Genomic DNA, 16384 nt, shown 5'->3' on the forward strand with positions numbered 1-16384 from the left:
TCGTCATGTCCAGGAACGGTCCTTTCGCCCTGCTGTTTCATACCCTGGTGGTGTTGTTCATGCTCGCACCGCTGGTGGTGGTATGCCTGGTGGCCTTCACCCCGGAGAACACCCTGAGCCTGCCGACCACGGAGTTTTCCCTGCGCTGGTTCCGGGCTGTGTTCGAACGCGCCGACTTTGTCGATGCGTTCTACAACAGCCTGATCCTGGCGTTCAGTGCGGCCTCGCTGGCGACGCTGATTGCGGTGCCGGCGGCGCTGGCGATCACCCGCTTCGAGTTTCCCGGCCGGGACTTTCTCAACGGGCTGTTTCTGTCACCGATCATCATTCCGCACCTGGTGCTGGGGGTGGCGTTGCTGCGTTTGTTTGCGCTGATGGGGGTCAACGGCAGCTTCGCCTGGCTGATCTTCGCCCATGTGCTGGTGATCACTCCCTATGTACTGCGGTTGGTGCTGGCCTCGGCCATCGGTCTGGACCGCAGCGCCGAACACGCCGCGCAATCCCTGGGTGCCGGGCGCTTCACGCTGTTCCGCCAGATCACCTTGCCGATGATTCTGCCGGGAGTCGCGGGTGGGTGGTTGCTGGCGTTCATCAACAGTTTCGATGAAGTCACCCTGTCGATCTTCGTCACCTCGCCGGCCACCCAAACCCTGCCGGTGCGCATGTACGTCTACGCGACCGAATCCATCGATCCGATGATGGCGGCGGTGTCGGCACTGGTCATTGCGCTGACGGCGCTGACCATGATTCTGCTCGATCGGGTCTATGGCCTGGATCGGGTTCTGGTGGGTAAACAATGAGGGCGCCATGGCTCTGCTGAAACGACTGGCCGAAGGCGACCGCCCGGCCCTGGACTTCACACTCGACGGTCAACCGGCCAGCGGCCTGCTCGGCGACACCGTGCTGACGGCGGTACTGACCTTAAGCGAACATCTGCGCGGCAGCGATTTCAGCGCCGAACCCCGCGCCGGTTTCTGCCTGATGGGCGCCTGCCAGGACTGTTGGGTGCGGTTGGGTGATGGTCGCCGGGTGCGTGCCTGCTCGACCTTGCTTGAAGCCGGACAGCACATCAACCGCGAACCGGGGCGAGTGATATGAACACCCATTCCATCTGTAGAAGCCCAATCCCCTGTGGGAGCGAGCCTGCTCGCGAATGCATTCTTTCAGTCGCCATGGATGCTGATTGTTCCAACGTCTTCGCGAGCAGGCTCGCTCCCACAGGAGATCGGGTATGAAGCCTGTGGTCATCATCGGCGCGGGCCCCGCGGGTATTCGTGCCGCACAAACCCTGGTCACCCACGGTATTCGCCCGGTGCTGCTGGACGAAGCCGCGCGCGGTGGCGGGCAGATTTATCGGCGCCAGCCGGCCAACTTCAAGCGGTCGCCGGTCAAGCTGTATGGCTTCGAAGCGCGCAAGGCCAACGCCCTGCACCAAACCCTCGACACGCTGCGCGACCAGCTCGATTACCGCCCCGAAACCCTGGTGTGGAACGCCGAGGACGGCGCCCTCGATACCTTGCAAGAGGGCTGTGCCGGGCGGCTGGAATTTTCCCGGGTGATTGTCGCCACCGGCGCCACCGACCGGATTCTGCCGGTTCCGGGCTGGACATTGCCCGGGGTCTACAGCCTCGGCGCGGCGCAGATCGCCTTGAAGTTCCAGGGCTGCGCCATCGGTGAGCGCGTGGTGTTCGCCGGCAGCGGGCCGTTGCTGTACCTGGTCGCTTATCAATACGCCAAGGCTGGGGCAAGGGTGGTCGCGGTACTCGACAGCTCGCCCTTCAGCGCCCAGGCCCGCGCCCTGCCCGACCTGTTGGCGCAACCGGCCACGTTGGCCAAAGGCATCTATTACCGAGGCTGGCTGACCGCCCACGGCATACCGGTGCATCAGGGCGCGACCTTGAAACGGGTCGAGGGCCAACAACGTGCGCAAGCGCTGATCTGGTCCGATTCAAAAGGCGAACATGAACTGGACTGCGATGCCGTCGCCTTTGCCCATGGTCTGCGCAGTGAAACCCAACTCGCCGACCTGCTCGGTTGTGAATTCGCCTGGAACCCCCTCAATCGTGCCTGGCTGCCACAACGCAACGCCGCCGGGCGCAGCAGTGTTGCCGAGGTGTACCTGGCCGGTGACGGCGCCGGAATCATGGGCGCCGACGCCGCGGAAATGGCCGGCGAGCGCGTCGCGTTGGCGGTGCTCGAAGACATCGGTTACCTGATCGCGCCGCAACGCGCCGCTCACCTGGAACAAGCCCTGGAACGCATCGGCGATTTTCGTCGGGGTCTGGAACGCGCTTTTGTCTTCCCCGAAGACTGGGCGGCCGGCATCGCCGATGACGTCATGGTCTGCCGTTGCGAAGAAATCCGCGCCGGCGACATTCGTGAGGTCGTGCGCGAGGGCCATTGGGAAATCAATCGGGTCAAGGCCCATTGCCGGGTCGGCATGGGCCGCTGTCAGGGGCGGATGTGTGGCGCGGCCGCCGCGGAAATCATTGCCTGCCAAAGCCAGCGCGCCGTGTCCGAGATCGGCCGGCTGCGGGCCCAGGCCCCCATCAAACCGCTGCCCTTTGGCCTGGAGATTGAAGCATGATCGAAGTCGATGCAGTGATCATCGGCGGTGGCATCGTCGGTGCTTCGGCGGCGCTGTTCCTCGGCAAGGCTGGCCGCCGCGTGGTGCTGCTGGAAAGGGATTTTTGCGGTTCGCATTCCAGTGGCGTGAACTACGGTGGCGTGCGTCGCCAGGGGCGTCCGCTGTCGCAACTGCCACTGTCGCAGCGCTCCCACGCCATCTGGGCGCAACTGCCGCAGTTGATCGGTATCGACGGTGAGTACCAACGCAGCGGCCACCTGAAACTCGCCCGCAGTCCCGACGATTTGCGAGCCTTGCAAGACTACGCCACCAGCAGCCTGGGCTTCGGTCTCGATTTGCAGGTGCTCGATCGTGCCGAACTGCGTCGGCGTTTCCCATGGGTCGGTGAGGTGGCCGTGGGCGCTTCGTATTGCCCGGATGATGGTCATGCCAACCCGCGTCTGGTGTCCCCGGCCTTCGCCCGGGCGGCGCGGCGCCATGGTGTGCAGGTGCATGAGCAATGCGCGGTCACGGCCGTGGAACACGACGGTCAGCGTTTTCGCGTGCGCACCCAGACAGGCCTGGAGTTGCACGCGCCCTGGCTGTTGAACTGCGCCGGAGCCTGGGCCGGCAGCCTGGCCGCGCAATTCGGTGAGCCGGTGCCGATGCACTCCGGACACCCGGCGATGCTGGTCACCGAGCCGTTGCCGCTGGTGATGGATGCCAGCACCGGCGTCGAAGGCGGCGGCATCTATGCACGCCAGGTCGCACGCGGCAATTGCGTGCTGGGCGGCGGCCAGGGTTTTGCCCTCGACGACGCCCGTGCCCGGCCCGGTCAAGGCGCCGTGCTGGAAATCCTGCGTCAGGCGGTCGAGCTCTACCCGTTTCTGGAAGGCGCCCAGGCGATACGCACCTGGAGCGGCACCGAAGGTTATCTGCCCGATCGCCAACCGGTGATCGGCCACAGCCGTACCCAGCCTGGTCTGTTGCATGCGTTCGGCTTTGCCGGCGCCGGTTTTCAGATCGGCCCGGCGGTGGGCCAGGCGCTCACCGAGATCATCTGTAGCGGCGCGTCAAAGACGTCGCTGGATGCGTTTTCCATCACCCGGTTTCACTCCATCTCCGTAGCTTGATAGAGGAAGGTCGCGCCAATGAAAAACCTCAAACGCAACGCACTGCTCGGTTTGTCCTGCATGAGCGCCCTGCTCACCATCACCCAGGCCCACGCCGAGCCGACGCTTTACCTGGGCATGAACGGCGGGACCATGGAACGGCTGTACGCCGACAAGGTGCTGCCGGCATTCGAAAAGGCCAACAACGTCAAAGTGGTGATCGTGCCCGGCACCTCCGCCGACATTTTGGCCAAGGTCCAGGCCAGCAAGGGCAACCCACAGATGCACGTGATGTTCCTTGACGACGGCATCATGTACCGCGCCATTGCCATGGGCCTGTGCGACAAACTCCAGGACAGCCCGCCCCTGGCGCAGATCCCGGCCAAGGGACGGATCAAGGATGAGGCGGTGGCCGTCAGCCTCGGCGTCACCGGCCTGGCCTACAATACCCGCCTGTTCAAGGAGAAGGGCTGGAGCGCGCCAACCTCATGGATGGACATGGCCGACCCGCGTTTCAAGGACAAACTGGTGTTCCAGTCGATGGCGTCTTCCACCTTCGGCCTGCATGGGTTCCTGATGTTCAACCGGATTCAGGGCGGCAACGAAACCGATGTGGAACCGGGGTTCAAGGCCTGGCCGAACACCGTCGGGCGTAACGTGCTTGAATACATTCCAAGCTCGGCGAAGATCTCCGAAATGCTTCAGACCGACGAAGCGGCACTGTTTCCGCTGACCCCGACCCAGGTCACCGCGCTGAAGCTCAAGGGTATGCCGGTGGAATACGCCCAACCGAAAGAAGGCGCCGTGGTGCTCAACGTCGCCGAATGCGCCATCGCCAACAACACGCAGCCGGAACTGGCGCAAAAACTCGCGGCGTTCCTGCTGACGCCTGAAGCGCAAGCGGCTGCGCTTGAAGATGGCGACCAGATCCCGTCCAACCCGAATACGCCGACCACCGATCGCACTCGCGGGCAGGTCGAGGCGATGAAGCAGTATCTGCAAACGGCGATTGCGGTGGATTGGGACCAGGTCAACGAACAGCGCCCGGCGTGGAATGCGCGATGGAATCGCAGTATCGAGCGGTAGACCACTGATACCCCCTGTGGGAGCGAGCCTGCTCGCGAATGGACCGTGTCAGTCGACTTCGATGCCGGAGGTCAGACCGCCTTCGCGAACAGGCTCGCTCCCACTCTTGATTTTCGCCAGGCACTGTCAGGTTTTGAATGACGACGCGAAGATCTATAGCGCTCCTGCGCTGGCTCGGCTCGCACTGCCCGGACTTGGTATGGCCGTTACCTGTAAATACACCTATAGCAGCGCGAAATAAGCTGTACAGACCTCAGTATTGTGTCTAATAAAGCCTTCAATCCATCGACACAACTGGAAGCAAATTACCCCCTCTGGTTACACTATGCCGCCGCGGCTCAAGCAGCCTGCCTGAACAAAACGGGGTGACATCACAGTGGCCGTTCGACCGCCCATCCGTTCGCGACTTACACCACACTGGTCCTCGCTGCGCCGCCTCTTAGGCAAGACCTCGACTGCACCTGCCAAGGGTGTCGCGAGCGGTCGTGTCATCCACGACTACTTTCACCACAAGGCCCACTCCCAGGGCTACACCCTCAGCCATAGCCAGCAACGCGTGATCGAGTGCATGGCGCAGCACACCACGGCACTGCTGGGTGCCGGGACGAAAACCCTGCCGGGGCTTTATCTGCACGGCGCAGTAGGCCGCGGCAAGAGCTGGCTGCTCGACGGTTTTTTCCAGGCTGTCCCCCTTGCGGAAAAACAGCGCCTGCACTTCCACGAATTTTTTGCCCGATTGCATCAAGGGATGTTTCGTCATCGCGATCAGCCGGATGCACTGGCAACCACGCTTGATGAGTTACTGCGCGATTGCCGGGTGCTGTGCTTCGACGAATTCCACGTCCACGACATCGGCGATGCGATGCTGATCACGCGGTTGTTCAAGGCCTTGTTTCGTCGCGGCACGCTGCTGCTGGTCACCTCCAACTACCCACCGGAAGGCCTGCTACCCAACCCGCTGTACCATGCGCGCTTCAAGCCGGTGATCGAGCTGATCAACGCCCGCATGCAGGTGATGGAAGTCGGTGGGCCGCACGACTATCGCAGCCAGGCCCGAACCCACGCGCAACAACAGTTTACCCAGGGGCGGTATGTCTGGCCCGCCACGCTGGCACAACGTCAGGCTTCGAACCTGCCACCCGCCGATGCACCGGCCATTGCCCTGCCGGTCGGCTCCCGCCATCTGCCTGCCCGATACTGCGAAGGACGCACCATTGGCTTCACGTTCGGCGATCTGTGCGACCATCCCACCGCGGTCATGGATTATCTGGAGCTGTGCCGGCGCTTCGACCACTGGATCATCGAGCAACTGCCCAACCTGGCCGACTGTTCGATTGCCGCCCAGCAGCGCTTCATCAATCTGGTGGACGTTTTGTACGATCAGGACAAGCATCTGATATTGCTCGGCCAGCGCTCGTTGCGTGAAAGCCTGGACGGCGATGCCATCGACCTGGCGCGTACACGCAGTCGGTTGGGGCAGTTGGTTGAGGTCAGGGAAACTTAGGTTTTGAGGGTGTAGACGAGGACACCTTCGCCAACAGGCTCACTCACCTGTGGTCGCGAGCCTGCTCGCGAAGGAGGCCTGACAGACACCGAAGTTTTCCCGCTATCATGCCGCCCATTCATTCGACCGATAGCGAACCCCGTTCATGCACACCCTTGCACAACTGCGCGCCGGCACGCTGGCAGGCATCACTCGCCTGGACCTGAGTTGCGGCCTGACAGCGTTCCCCAGGGAAATCTTCGACCTGGCGGACTCCCTGGAAGTGCTCAACCTCAGCGGCAACGCCCTGAGCAGCCTGCCGGATGACTTGCACCGCCTGACTCGACTGCGCGTGCTGTTTTGCTCCGACAACCAGTTCACCGAACTGCCTGCCTGTGTGGGTCAATGCGCGGCGCTGACCATGGTCGGCTTCAAGGCCAACCGCATCGAACGCGTACCAGGGGATGCGCTGCCGCCGTTGCTGCGCTGGCTGATCCTGACCGACAACCGTGTCAGTGAGCTGCCGATCGAACTGGGTGAACGCCCCTACCTGCAAAAACTCATGCTGGCGGGCAACCGTCTGGAGCGCTTGCCCGACAGTTTGCGTAACTGCCATCGGCTCGAGCTGATCCGTATCGCTGCCAACCGCCTGACCGCGTTGCCCGAATGGTTGCTATGCCTGCCGAGTCTGACCTGGCTGGCCTACGCCGGTAACCCGTTGGAAACCGAAGCCGCTCTTGAAGCTACCGCGAGCATTCCCTGGTCGGCGCTGCACTTGGAGCAAACACTGGGCGAAGGCGCTTCCGGAGTGATTCATCGGGCGACATGGACGCGACCAGGACAATCGGACACGCAGGTTGCCGTCAAACTCTACAAAGGCGAAATGACCAGCGATGGCTCGCCTTTGCATGAAATGAACGCCTGCATCACCGCTGGCACACATCCCAACCTGATCCGCGTTGAAGGCCGGATCGTCGACCACCCGCAGCAAACAGCCGGGCTGGTCATGCAGTTGATCGAGCCGAGCTACCGCAACCTCGCCGGCCTGCCTAGCCTCGCATCCTGCAGTCGCGACGTTTACGCCGACGATACCCGCTTCACTGCCGATGTCGCCCTGCGTATCGCCCGTGGCATCGCTTCGGTAGCCGGCCACTTGCACCACCAGGGCATTACCCACGGCGACCTCTATGGTCACAATATTCTGTGGAACGAGGATGGCGAATGTCTGCTGGGCGACTTTGGTGCAGCGTCTTTCCATGACACGGCGGACAACCTTGAAAGCCGCGCACTGCAACGGATCGAAGTGAGGGCGTTCGGGGTTCTGCTGGGGGAATTGCTGGAGCGGATCGATGCGGGGCTGAGCGATGAACAGCGACTGGCGCTTGAGGATCTGCGGCAGCGTTGCTGTCAGCCGAATGTGCTGGCGCGGCCGGGGTTCAGCGAAATTTTGCAACGACTTGATAGTCAGTGACTGCTTCGCGAGCCGGCTCGCTCCCACAGTAGATCCATGCCGGTCACACATTTTGTGTCCAACACGGAACCATTGTGGGAGCGAACCTGCTCGCGAAGACGGTGTCACTGAAGCAACAGATTAACCCGCCAACCCGACAAACATGTCCTGCACGTCATCATGGTTATCGAGGCCTTCGAGGAAGGCTTCGACTTCAGCCATCTGCTCGTCGCTCAGGCCGCTGACCGGGTTCTTGGGCTGGTAGCCCAGCTTGGCCGACAATACGGTGAAACCTTGCTCTGGCAGGGCTTTCTGTACCGCATCAAGGTCAGCAGGATCGGTCAGGAACAGGGTCGCACCCTCTTCACCGGCTTCGAAATCCTGGGCCCCGGCTTCGATGGCCGCCATTTCCGGGTCGGCATCGGGGGTGTCCGGGGAAGCTTCGATCATGCCGACATGATTGAAATCCCAGGCCACCGAACCGGAAGCGCCCAACTGGCCCTTGCGGAACGCGACGCGGATTTCAGCAACGGTGCGGTTGATGTTGTCGGTTACGCATTCGACGATCAGCGGCACCTGATGTGGCGCAAAGCCTTCATAGGTCACGCGATGGTATTGCACGGTTTCGCCAAGCTGGCCGGAGCCCTTCTTGATCGCGCGCTCCAGGGTTTCGCGGGGCATCGAAGCTTTCTTGGCCTGTTCAACCACCAGGCGCAGGTGTGCGTTGGTGGCGACATCAGCGCCATTGCGCGCAGCAATGGTGATTTCCTTCACCAGTTTGCCGAAGATCTTGCCCTTGGCGTTGGCTGCCGCTTCTTTGTGTTTAACCTTCCACTGTGCGCCCATTACTCACTCTCTTGTCTATGGCGCCGAGACATCTATTGGCCGACGCATGGCGCCAAGTTTATACGGCCTAAAGTTGGCAATCGACCAAAAAATCATGACGAGCCCACCGGTTCCCGGGATCGACATCTTCACCGACCGTTGTAGGGCGATTCTGAAACTTCGGTTTGCGATGACTATACAACGCTGTGGTTTCGTACCCTCTGCACCCGAACTCCATGGCAGAAGCATTCGATGCACAACGACAAGGAAAGTCCCTTCACCCTGACCCTTCTCGACGACAACCTGAGTTTGCAGGTGGTGCAGTTCAGCGGTCTTGAGGCCCTTAACCAGCCCTATCGATTCGACATCGAAGTACTCGGCCCGGCACCGGCCCTGCCCCTCGAACGCTTGCTGCAACAACCGGCGCTCCTGAATCCGGGCCAGGGTCCGGGTTTTCATGGCGTGTTGCACAGCGTCAGCCGTGAACATCAAGGGCCGCACCGGATCCGCTACAAACTGGTGCTGGTGCCAGCGTTGCAAGCGTTGGACAAGTACCGGTCCCGGCGAGTCTTTAAACACCTCAGCGTGCCCATGATCCTGCGCCAGCTACTGGAGGAACATGACCTGCCCGACAGCAGCTATCGCTTTGAACTGGCGACCGGGCACTATCCGTTGCGGCCGTTTTGCATACAGTACGAGGAAACCGACCTGACGCTGCTGCAACGGCTGTGCGAGGAAGAAGGCATTCACTATCACTTTGAACATCATCACGACGGTCATGTGCTGGTTTTCGCCGAAGACAGCCTGAGTTTCCCGCAGGAGCCGTTGCTAATGACATTCAGCAGCGATACGCCCGCGGCAAGCAGCCCACCGACCCTTAGCGAACTGTTCCAGCGTCATGACGCGCAGTCCCCGTCCCCACGACTGGACGCCAAAACCCGTGGCGCAACGGGATGCGACGACAGCGCGGCCAATCACCCCTTTGCCCCGGCAATGCCACCGTTGCCCCGCCCCGCCATCGAACAGCGCCATCGCGATCAGCTTGCCCGCCGGCATCTGGAACGCCTGCGTTGCCGGCAGGCGCAGATTCATGGCCAAAGCAACCACCCCGAACTACGCAGCGCCTGCATCGTCCAAGTGGCGGAACATCCGCTTTCAGGCTTCAACGATCAATGGTTGGTGACCCAAGCCCGGCATCAGGGGCAACAGCGCTCGATTCTGGCGCCGGATACGCCCGACACGCCGCCGCGCTACCGCAATCAGTTCACCGCCATCCCCTGGGCGACGGTATTCCGCCCGGCACTCGAACAGACCAGACCTGGGATCCCCGGTTATCAGCCCGCCCGGGTATGCGGCCCTGCCGGGCAACCGGCAACGCTGGATGAACGAGGCCGAGTACAGGTCAGTCTGTGGCCCGCGTCTGACGTTGATCCCGAGGAACCCGGCGATCTTTGGGTACCGATAGCGCTGGCCACGGCAGATAACAGTTTTGATCCGTCCAACCTGCCATTGGCCGGCAGTGACGGGCTGGTCAGTTTCCTCGACGGCGACGCCGACCGGCCGGTGTTTTGCGCAAGCCTGGAACAACGCCCTGCACCTCGGCCTGTCCGCTCCCGGGTGCTGCAGGGCGAATCGCGCTTGCTGCTCGACTGGCTGATCGACCCGACAAACTCCGAGCCTTGACAGTCAGCCCTTGTCAGCCTTGCCGGCCGCCGCGGCGAACTTCGCCAGGCGCACGTCCAGGTGGCGTGGCCGGCGCCCGTGATCCTCGGCGCGCTCCTTGCGGCGGATGGCGTTGCGGACCATCAACGAACCGAGGTAACGAATCGGCTCCGGCGGGAAAAAACCCAGCGGCCCGTTCACCAGTGGCGAACGGGTCCACGGATTGTCGAGGCCCTGGACCATCGAAGCGAGAATCTGTCCGCCCATATGGCACGGCCCTACCCCACTGCCGGAGTAGCCAAAGCCGTAGAACACATTGCCACTGGCACTCATTTGTCCGAAGAACGGCAGCCCCGTGACCGAACGATCCGACGGGCCGTTCCAGGTCGCCTCGACCTGGACGTCGGCGAAGGCCGGAAAGAAATCCGCCAGGCTGCTTTGCAACAGGCCGGCATAGGGCGACGGCTGATCGAACACGGGCAATATGCGCCCGCCATAGGCGAAGGTGTTACCGCCCTTGCCGAGCATGATCCGGCCGTCAGGCGTGTTGTGGTAGTAGTGCACGAAGATCCGCGAATCGAGCACCGTTACACCACTGGTCAAACCGATTTCATTGAGCAGGTCAGGCCGGGGCTCGGTGATCAGCATGTCGCTGGAAACGATCGCCACGCTGCGCTCGAACTGGGGAAATGCCCGGGCCATCCAGGCATTCATCGCCAGCACCACCCGGTCCGCGCGAATGATGCCGTTCGCGGTTTGTATCCCCACCGGCTTACCTTCTTCGAGCCCGGTCATGGCGGTGTTCTCATGAATTTTCACCCCCAGTTGCAGGGCCACTCGACGCAAACCGCGCACCAATTTACCCGGTTGTACGCTGGCGGCCGCCGGGGAAAACCAGCCTTCCAGGTGCTTGCTGGAACCGGCCATGCGCTGCACATCGGCCAACGGCCGTTGGCTGAACGAATTGATGCCATTGCGTTCCAGCGCCGCAATCACGGCGTCGGTCGAGCCCACCTGGGCGCGGTTGGTTGCGGTATAGAGGGTGCCGTCGAGACGATAATCGGCATCCACCGCGTACTGCTCGCAGAAGACACCGATAGCGTGGATGCTGCGCTCTGACTCCTTGACCAGTCGCACGGCTTCTTCGACGCCGAATAGCCGCTCAAGGGTGAAGTATTTGGCCGACCACGACAACGCACAACCACCGTTGCGCCCGCTGGCACCGGCGCCGCAGATGTCCGCTTCGATCAGCCGCACATCCAGTTCCGGGTTCTGCTCCTTGAGCATGATCGCGGTCCACAACCCGGTGAAGCCGCCGCCGACAATGCACACGTCGGCACGAACATCGCCTTGCAGTGGCGGACAGGTTTCGCACGTTTCAGCCTTCAGGGCCTGGTCCAGCCAAAAGGGTCTCATGGGATCGATCTCCGGTTCAGATGCCCACACAACAGCCCCGCACGCAGCAGGCCGCGAGGGGCTGGGTTCAGGGGCGGGGTTCAGGTGCGCAGGGGTTTTACGTTCATCGGCCGGTTAGGCACGAACGGATAGTTGGTTTTCAGGCCACCGGGGCGGCTGTTCCAGTGCGGTATCAGCACCAGCGCGGAGAACATCGCGCAGCCGGCGAAGACAATGAAGACGGTCACGGTGTCGAAGTAGCCCGGCAACAGCCCGCCGAGAATCGCCCCGATCGAACCGCAGCCGTTGACGAAACCCGCTGCCGTGGCGCCGGCCTTGGCGGTGCCGAAATCGATGGCGGCCGCGCCGCTGATCATCGAATCCGGTCCGTAGAGCGTCAGGCCCATGACAAAGAGCAGCGCCACCACCAGCAACACGCTGCCGGTATTCAGCGCCCCCATGAACAACGCCAGTGACACTGTCAGCGCCAACAGGCTGATCACGCAGGCCGGCATGCGGCGGGCACCGAACAGTTTGTCCGAGGCCAGGCCGATCAGGATCGGCCCCAGCAACCCGGCCAATTCGAACGCGGTGGGAATGATCGCTGCGCCTACCTTTCCCACTTGCGGCATCTGTTCGAAAACGATCACCGGGCCCCAGAGTAAAATCGCGTAGCGCGCCGGTTTCAGCATGAAATACGCCAGACCCAGTACCAGCACGGTGCGGTTGCGCAGGATTTCCTTGAACGGCTCCAGGACGCTGATTTTGCTTTGGGTGTGCACTTCTTCAGCGGTCAACTCGGGTTCCGGTTCCACAGCCGGCAAGCCCACGTCTTCGGGTTTGTTACGTTGGAAAATGAAAAACAGCACCGCGACAAACCCGACCACCGCCGCACTGGAAATGAACGCCGCGTGCCACGAACCGATCAGCGTGTACGCCCACCATCCGGCAAACGGCGACGCCACCAGACCGCCAAAGGCGTAGCAGGAACTCCACAAACCCAGTACCTGACCGCGCTGCTGGGCTGGAAAGAAACTGCCAAGGTTCTTGCACAACCCCGACCATCCCGTGGATTGCGCCAGCCCCTGGATCAGCATGCAGGTGGCGAAGATCGGCAAGGTGGCGAAACTGCCCATCACCAGTGCGGCGGCCGCAGAAATCAGCAACCCGCCGAGCACCACCACCCGCGGGCCGAAACGGTCAGCCAGAATGCCCCAGGTGAACTGGCCTATGGCGTAAGCAGTGAGGTAAATGGCATCGAGGTTGGCCATGGCCATTTTGTCGAGGGTGAATGTCGGGTCTTCGCCGATCCCGAGCTTGGCCACGGAAAACGCTTTGCGGGTGAAATAGAAAGCGGCGTAGGCGAGCCAGGTGATCGCGAAAATCTGCACGCGCCAACGCTTGATGGAGCCGATGTGCTTGTTCATTGTGGTTCTGACCTCAGGGTGTGAGTGTGCCGGCAGAATTGGAAGAAAACGCCTGTGTTTTTATTGTTGAGCACTGCGAAATCGCCTTGTCCCTGTGGACGATTCCGGTCAGATGAGTCCTGTTGTTGCACGCCCAGGCTCATGGCCGCCGTTGCTGTTCGACTGACCAGTCAGCGGGGTTGAAGTGGATAAAAACAATTACTGATTAATAAGTGAAATCGATTTATCGTATTTCAAATATAAGCCCAGATTGTTACTGGAGTTTTTCTATGTCGGTTTCCCACGCCCAGCTCAAAGCCTTCCATGCCGTGGCCGTGCATGGAAGCTTCACCAAAGCCGCTGAACGGTTGTTTCTCACGCAACCGGCGATTTCCGATCAAGTGCGCAAACTCGAAGAGCGCTACGGCGTGTTGTTGTTCCACCGCAACAAACGCTCGGTACGCCTGACCGACCTGGGTGAGCGCTTGCTGGGCGTCACTCAGAAACTGTTCGTGATCGAGGCCGAAGCCCAAGAGCTGTTGCAGGACTCCCAGGCCTTGCAGACCGGCAGCCTGATTCTGGCGGTGGATGCGCCGGTGCATGTGCTACCGCAGATCGCCCGGTTCTGTGAACGCTACCCCGGCATCAGCGTGAAGATCGAAACCGGCAACACCGATGAGTCGTTGTTCCGGCTGTTCAACTACCAGGCTGACCTCGCGCTGCTGGGCCGGGATGTCAGCGACGAACGCCTGATCTCCCTGCCACTGCGCAACGATCCGATGGTGGCGTTCGTCTCACGTAACCACCCCTGGGCCGACCGCGAATCCATCTGCCTGGCGGACCTCGATGATACGCCGCTGGTATTGCGGGAAATCGGCTCGGTAACCCGCCAGACCCTGGAAGAAGAAATGGCCGGCGCCGGATTTCGTATTCGCCCGGCCATTGAGGTTGAAGGTCGCGAAGCCGCGCGTGAGGCGGTGGTGGTGGGGATTGGCGTGGGGGTGGTCTCGGCTGCAGAATTCGGCGCCGATTCCAGGGTCTGCGCGTTGCCGATCACCGATTGCAAACGGCGGCTGACCGAAACGCTGGTGTGCTTGCGCGAGCAGAGTTCGCGGCGAATCGTGGCGACGTTTCTGGAGATGGTGCGTGAGAGTCTTGTGTAGGCAGGTCCGGCCCCTTCGCGAGCAGGCTCGCTCCCACACTGGGTCTGCGGCGCACACATAACCCTGTTCGCGAAGGCCGCGCCTCGGTCTACCTGACTGGCGCCAACCCGAAAAACGCCTGTATCAAGCGCAAATCCCGCCGCCGCTCCATGCACCCCATCATGTGCCGGTTCACCAGCCCCTCGCCAATGAGCGGCACCGCCGCCACTCGCGGGTCGTGGCTGACTTCCACCGACGACACCACGCCCACCCCCAGTTCCGCCGCCACCGCCTCGGTCACCGCTTCGCGACTGTCCAGCTCCAGCAATACCCGTGGATTCACGTTGGCCCGGGCACAGGCCTCATCGAAAGTGCGCCGGGTGATCGAGGTCGGCTCACGCAACACCATGATCACCTGGTCCAGTTCCTTGAGCGGTACTCCCTTGGTCCTGCGCGCCCACGGATGCCCGTCAGGCACCAGCGCGCAAATGCGTGATTCGCTCAGGGCTTGCAGGTGCAGGCCCTTGCGCGGTTCGACTTCAGTCAGCACCGCCACATCGGCATGCTCGGACAACAGCGCCGCCAGGGTTTCCTGAGCATTGCCCAGGCGCAGGTTCACGGTGATCCCCGGATAACGCGCGCGCAGGCTCGCCAGCATCGGCATGACCATGTGCGGACCGTCCGCCGCCACTTCCAGGCGCCCGGTGAGCAACTGCCGGTTGGCTTCCAGCATCACCTGCGCTTCTTCGGCCAGACCGAACATCGCCCGGGTGATCGCCGCCAGTTTGGTGCCCTCCTCTGTCAACTCCACCCGTCGCGCAGTACGACGCAGCAAGGTGATCTGGTAATGCTCCTCCAGCGACTTGATATGCCCGGTGACCGCCGGTTGACTGATGAACAGCCGGGCGGCCGCCCTGGTGAAGCTGCCCTCGCGGGCCACGGCATCGAAGGCGCGGAGCTGAAACAGGTTCATGAATAACCCTCACTGATGGCTGGCATAACAACAAACAATTTGATTGATAACCCGGCAAATTGCAATTTAAGCCCCGTAGCTTCAGCCCATCGATTGCGAGGACACGAGAATGAGTACTGCCGCCCCCATCCTGCTCACCCCCGGCCCGTTGACCACGTCGCTGCGCACCCGTCAGGCGATGATGGTTGACTGGGGTTCATGGGATGACCGCTTCAATCAACTGACCGCCAGCCTTTGCGAACAACTGCTGGCGATCATCAACGGTGCCGCCAGCCACCATTGCGTACCCCTGCAAGGCAGCGGCACCTTCGCGGTGGAAGCGGCCATCGGCACCCTCGTGCCTCGCGATGGCAAAGTCCTGGTGCTGATCAACGGCGCCTACGGCAAACGCCTGGCGAAAATCTGCGAAGTGCTCGGCCGCTCGTTCAGTACCTTCGAGACCGCCGAAGACGAACCGACCACCGCCGCCGACGTCGACCGCCTGCTGCGTGCCGATACCGGTATCACCCACGTTGCCCTGATCCACTGCGAAACCAGCACCGGCATCCTCAACCCGCTGCCGGACATCGCCCAGGTCGTCGAGCAACACGGCAAACGCCTGATCATCGACGCCATGAGCTCCTTCGGCGCCCTGCCGGTGGACGCGCAACAGGTACCGTTCGACGCGCTGATCGCCGCGTCTGGCAAATGCCTGGAAGGCGTGCCAGGAATGGGTTTTGTCTTCGCTCGCAAGCAAGCTTTGGAGAATGCCGCCGGCAACTCGCATTCGCTGGCGATGGATCTGTACGACCAGCACACCTACATGATGAAAACCGGCCAGTGGCGCTTCACCCCGCCGACCCACGTGGTGGCGGCGCTGCATGAAGCCCTGCTGCAATACAACGAAGAAGGCGGTTTGCCGGCGCGGCATGCGCGTTATGCCGCCAACTGCCAGGCGCTGATGGAAGAGATGGCCAGGCTGGGACTGCGCAGCTTCCTGCCGGCCGCGATCCAGGCACCGATCATCGCCACCTTCCACGCTCCGAAAGACCCGCGCTACCAGTTCAAGGCGTTTTACGAGCGGGTCAAGGCCAAGGGTTACATCCTCTACCCCGGCAAACTGACCCAGGTCGAAACCTTCCGCGTCGGTTGCATCGGCCATGTCCAACCGGCCGAAATGCGTGAAGCCGTGGCAGCCATCGGCGAAGTGTTGCGCGAGATGGAAGTACTCGAAATCTGATCGACCTCGCTCCCACAGGTCAACCGAACTCTCGAATAGCTTGTTCTAACAGGAATTTGATCACC

General features: G+C 62.0%; 14 protein-coding genes. 10 read left to right on the forward strand and 4 right to left on the reverse strand.

The features are described from left to right. Window positions 1-5: 5 nt before the first annotated feature. The 7 genes from AC07ZE_RS19390 to AC07ZE_RS19420 all read left to right on the forward strand — a co-directional run bounded on the left by AC07ZE_RS19390 (window position 6) and on the right by AC07ZE_RS19420 (window position 7718). A complete protein-coding gene (locus AC07ZE_RS19390; protein WP_207266240.1) occupies window positions 6-800 on the forward strand; it encodes an ABC transporter permease in 795 nt (264 codons plus the stop codon). Between the two features lie 7 nt (window positions 801-807). After that, the gene (locus tag AC07ZE_RS19395) at window positions 808-1098 is read left to right on the forward strand and encodes a (2Fe-2S)-binding protein (protein WP_095192769.1); all 291 of its coding nucleotides are present in this window, start codon (window positions 808-810) and stop codon (window positions 1096-1098) included. Window positions 1099-1231: 133 nt separating this feature from the next. After that, a complete protein-coding gene (locus tag AC07ZE_RS19400) occupies window positions 1232-2587 on the forward strand; it encodes an FAD/NAD(P)-dependent oxidoreductase (RefSeq protein ID WP_207266241.1) in 1356 nt (451 codons plus the stop codon). After that, window positions 2584-3699: an NAD(P)/FAD-dependent oxidoreductase gene (locus AC07ZE_RS19405; protein WP_207266242.1), complete on the forward strand. Its 1116-nt coding sequence runs from the start codon at window positions 2584-2586 to the stop codon at window positions 3697-3699. Before AC07ZE_RS19400 ends, AC07ZE_RS19405 begins: the two co-directional genes overlap by 4 nt. An 18-nt stretch (window positions 3700-3717) precedes the next feature. After that, window positions 3718-4764 (forward strand): ABC transporter substrate-binding protein, encoded by a 1047-nt coding sequence (locus AC07ZE_RS19410; protein ID WP_207266243.1) that lies wholly within the window; start codon window positions 3718-3720, stop codon window positions 4762-4764. A 376-nt stretch (window positions 4765-5140) separates the two neighbouring features. After that, a complete protein-coding gene (gene zapE / locus AC07ZE_RS19415) occupies window positions 5141-6268 on the forward strand; it encodes a cell division protein ZapE (protein WP_207266244.1) in 1128 nt (375 codons plus the stop codon). A gap of 145 nt (window positions 6269-6413) precedes the next feature. Beyond that, window positions 6414-7718, forward strand: coding sequence for a protein kinase (locus AC07ZE_RS19420; RefSeq protein WP_207266245.1), 1305 nt, complete (start codon window positions 6414-6416; stop codon window positions 7716-7718). Window positions 7719-7838: 120 nt separating this feature from the next. Here AC07ZE_RS19420 and AC07ZE_RS19425 read toward each other — a convergent pair whose 3' ends face one another. Further along, window positions 7839-8543: a YebC/PmpR family DNA-binding transcriptional regulator gene (locus tag AC07ZE_RS19425; protein WP_137806677.1), complete on the reverse strand. Its 705-nt coding sequence runs from the start codon at window positions 8541-8543 to the stop codon at window positions 7839-7841. A 231-nt stretch (window positions 8544-8774) separates the two neighbouring features. Here AC07ZE_RS19425 and AC07ZE_RS19430 point away from each other — a divergent pair, with 231 nt between their 5' ends. Beyond that, window positions 8775-10205 carry a type VI secretion system Vgr family protein gene (locus AC07ZE_RS19430; RefSeq protein WP_207266246.1) on the forward strand — a complete coding sequence of 477 codons (1431 nt, stop codon included), beginning with the start codon at window positions 8775-8777 and terminating at the stop codon, window positions 10203-10205. 3 nt (window positions 10206-10208) lie between these two features. Here AC07ZE_RS19430 and AC07ZE_RS19435 read toward each other — a convergent pair whose 3' ends face one another. After that, on the reverse strand, window positions 10209-11600 hold the full coding sequence (locus tag AC07ZE_RS19435; protein ID WP_207266247.1) for an FAD-dependent oxidoreductase: 1392 nt from the start codon (window positions 11598-11600) through the stop codon (window positions 10209-10211). A gap of 80 nt (window positions 11601-11680) precedes the next feature. After that, window positions 11681-13006 carry an MFS transporter gene (locus tag AC07ZE_RS19440; protein WP_207266248.1) on the reverse strand — a complete coding sequence of 442 codons (1326 nt, stop codon included), beginning with the start codon at window positions 13004-13006 and terminating at the stop codon, window positions 11681-11683. A 269-nt stretch (window positions 13007-13275) separates the two neighbouring features. On the opposite strand from AC07ZE_RS19440, the gene AC07ZE_RS19445 reads away from it, so the two are divergent. Next, entirely contained in the window at window positions 13276-14148 is an 873-nt protein-coding gene (locus AC07ZE_RS19445) for a LysR family transcriptional regulator (protein WP_207266249.1), read from the forward strand. A gap of 88 nt (window positions 14149-14236) precedes the next feature. Here AC07ZE_RS19445 and AC07ZE_RS19450 read toward each other — a convergent pair whose 3' ends face one another. Continuing rightward, window positions 14237-15100 (reverse strand): LysR substrate-binding domain-containing protein, encoded by an 864-nt coding sequence (locus AC07ZE_RS19450; RefSeq protein ID WP_207266250.1) that lies wholly within the window; start codon window positions 15098-15100, stop codon window positions 14237-14239. Between the two features lie 109 nt (window positions 15101-15209). Here AC07ZE_RS19450 and AC07ZE_RS19455 point away from each other — a divergent pair, with 109 nt between their 5' ends. Then, the gene (locus AC07ZE_RS19455; RefSeq protein WP_207266251.1) at window positions 15210-16319 is read left to right on the forward strand and encodes a 2-aminoethylphosphonate--pyruvate transaminase; all 1110 of its coding nucleotides are present in this window, start codon (window positions 15210-15212) and stop codon (window positions 16317-16319) included. Window positions 16320-16384: the final 65 nt, after the last annotated feature.

Source organism: Pseudomonas sp. GW101-3H06 (assembly GCF_059424605.1).

Excerpts from the sequence above, each read along its gene's own strand:
- AC07ZE_RS19420 (WP_207266245.1), top strand. The coding sequence starts at position 6,414 with ATGCACACCCTTGCACAACTGCGCGCCGGCACGCTGGCAGGCATCACT.
- AC07ZE_RS19410 (WP_207266243.1), top strand. The coding sequence starts at position 3,718 with ATGAAAAACCTCAAACGCAACGCACTGCTCGGTTTGTCCTGCATGAGC.
- AC07ZE_RS19390 (WP_207266240.1), top strand. The coding sequence starts at position 6 with ATGTCCAGGAACGGTCCTTTCGCCCTGCTGTTTCATACCCTGGTGGTG.
- AC07ZE_RS19425 (WP_137806677.1), bottom strand. The coding sequence starts at position 8,543 with ATGGGCGCACAGTGGAAGGTTAAACACAAAGAAGCGGCAGCCAACGCC.
- AC07ZE_RS19405 (WP_207266242.1), top strand. The coding sequence starts at position 2,584 with ATGATCGAAGTCGATGCAGTGATCATCGGCGGTGGCATCGTCGGTGCT.
- AC07ZE_RS19435 (WP_207266247.1), bottom strand. The coding sequence starts at position 11,600 with ATGAGACCCTTTTGGCTGGACCAGGCCCTGAAGGCTGAAACGTGCGAA.
- AC07ZE_RS19400 (WP_207266241.1), top strand. The coding sequence starts at position 1,232 with ATGAAGCCTGTGGTCATCATCGGCGCGGGCCCCGCGGGTATTCGTGCC.
- AC07ZE_RS19440 (WP_207266248.1), bottom strand. The coding sequence starts at position 13,006 with ATGAACAAGCACATCGGCTCCATCAAGCGTTGGCGCGTGCAGATTTTC.
- AC07ZE_RS19455 (WP_207266251.1), top strand. The coding sequence starts at position 15,210 with ATGAGTACTGCCGCCCCCATCCTGCTCACCCCCGGCCCGTTGACCACG.
- AC07ZE_RS19430 (WP_207266246.1), top strand. The coding sequence starts at position 8,775 with ATGCACAACGACAAGGAAAGTCCCTTCACCCTGACCCTTCTCGACGAC.
- AC07ZE_RS19445 (WP_207266249.1), top strand. The coding sequence starts at position 13,276 with ATGTCGGTTTCCCACGCCCAGCTCAAAGCCTTCCATGCCGTGGCCGTG.
- AC07ZE_RS19395 (WP_095192769.1), top strand. The coding sequence starts at position 808 with ATGGCTCTGCTGAAACGACTGGCCGAAGGCGACCGCCCGGCCCTGGAC.
- AC07ZE_RS19450 (WP_207266250.1), bottom strand. The coding sequence starts at position 15,100 with ATGAACCTGTTTCAGCTCCGCGCCTTCGATGCCGTGGCCCGCGAGGGC.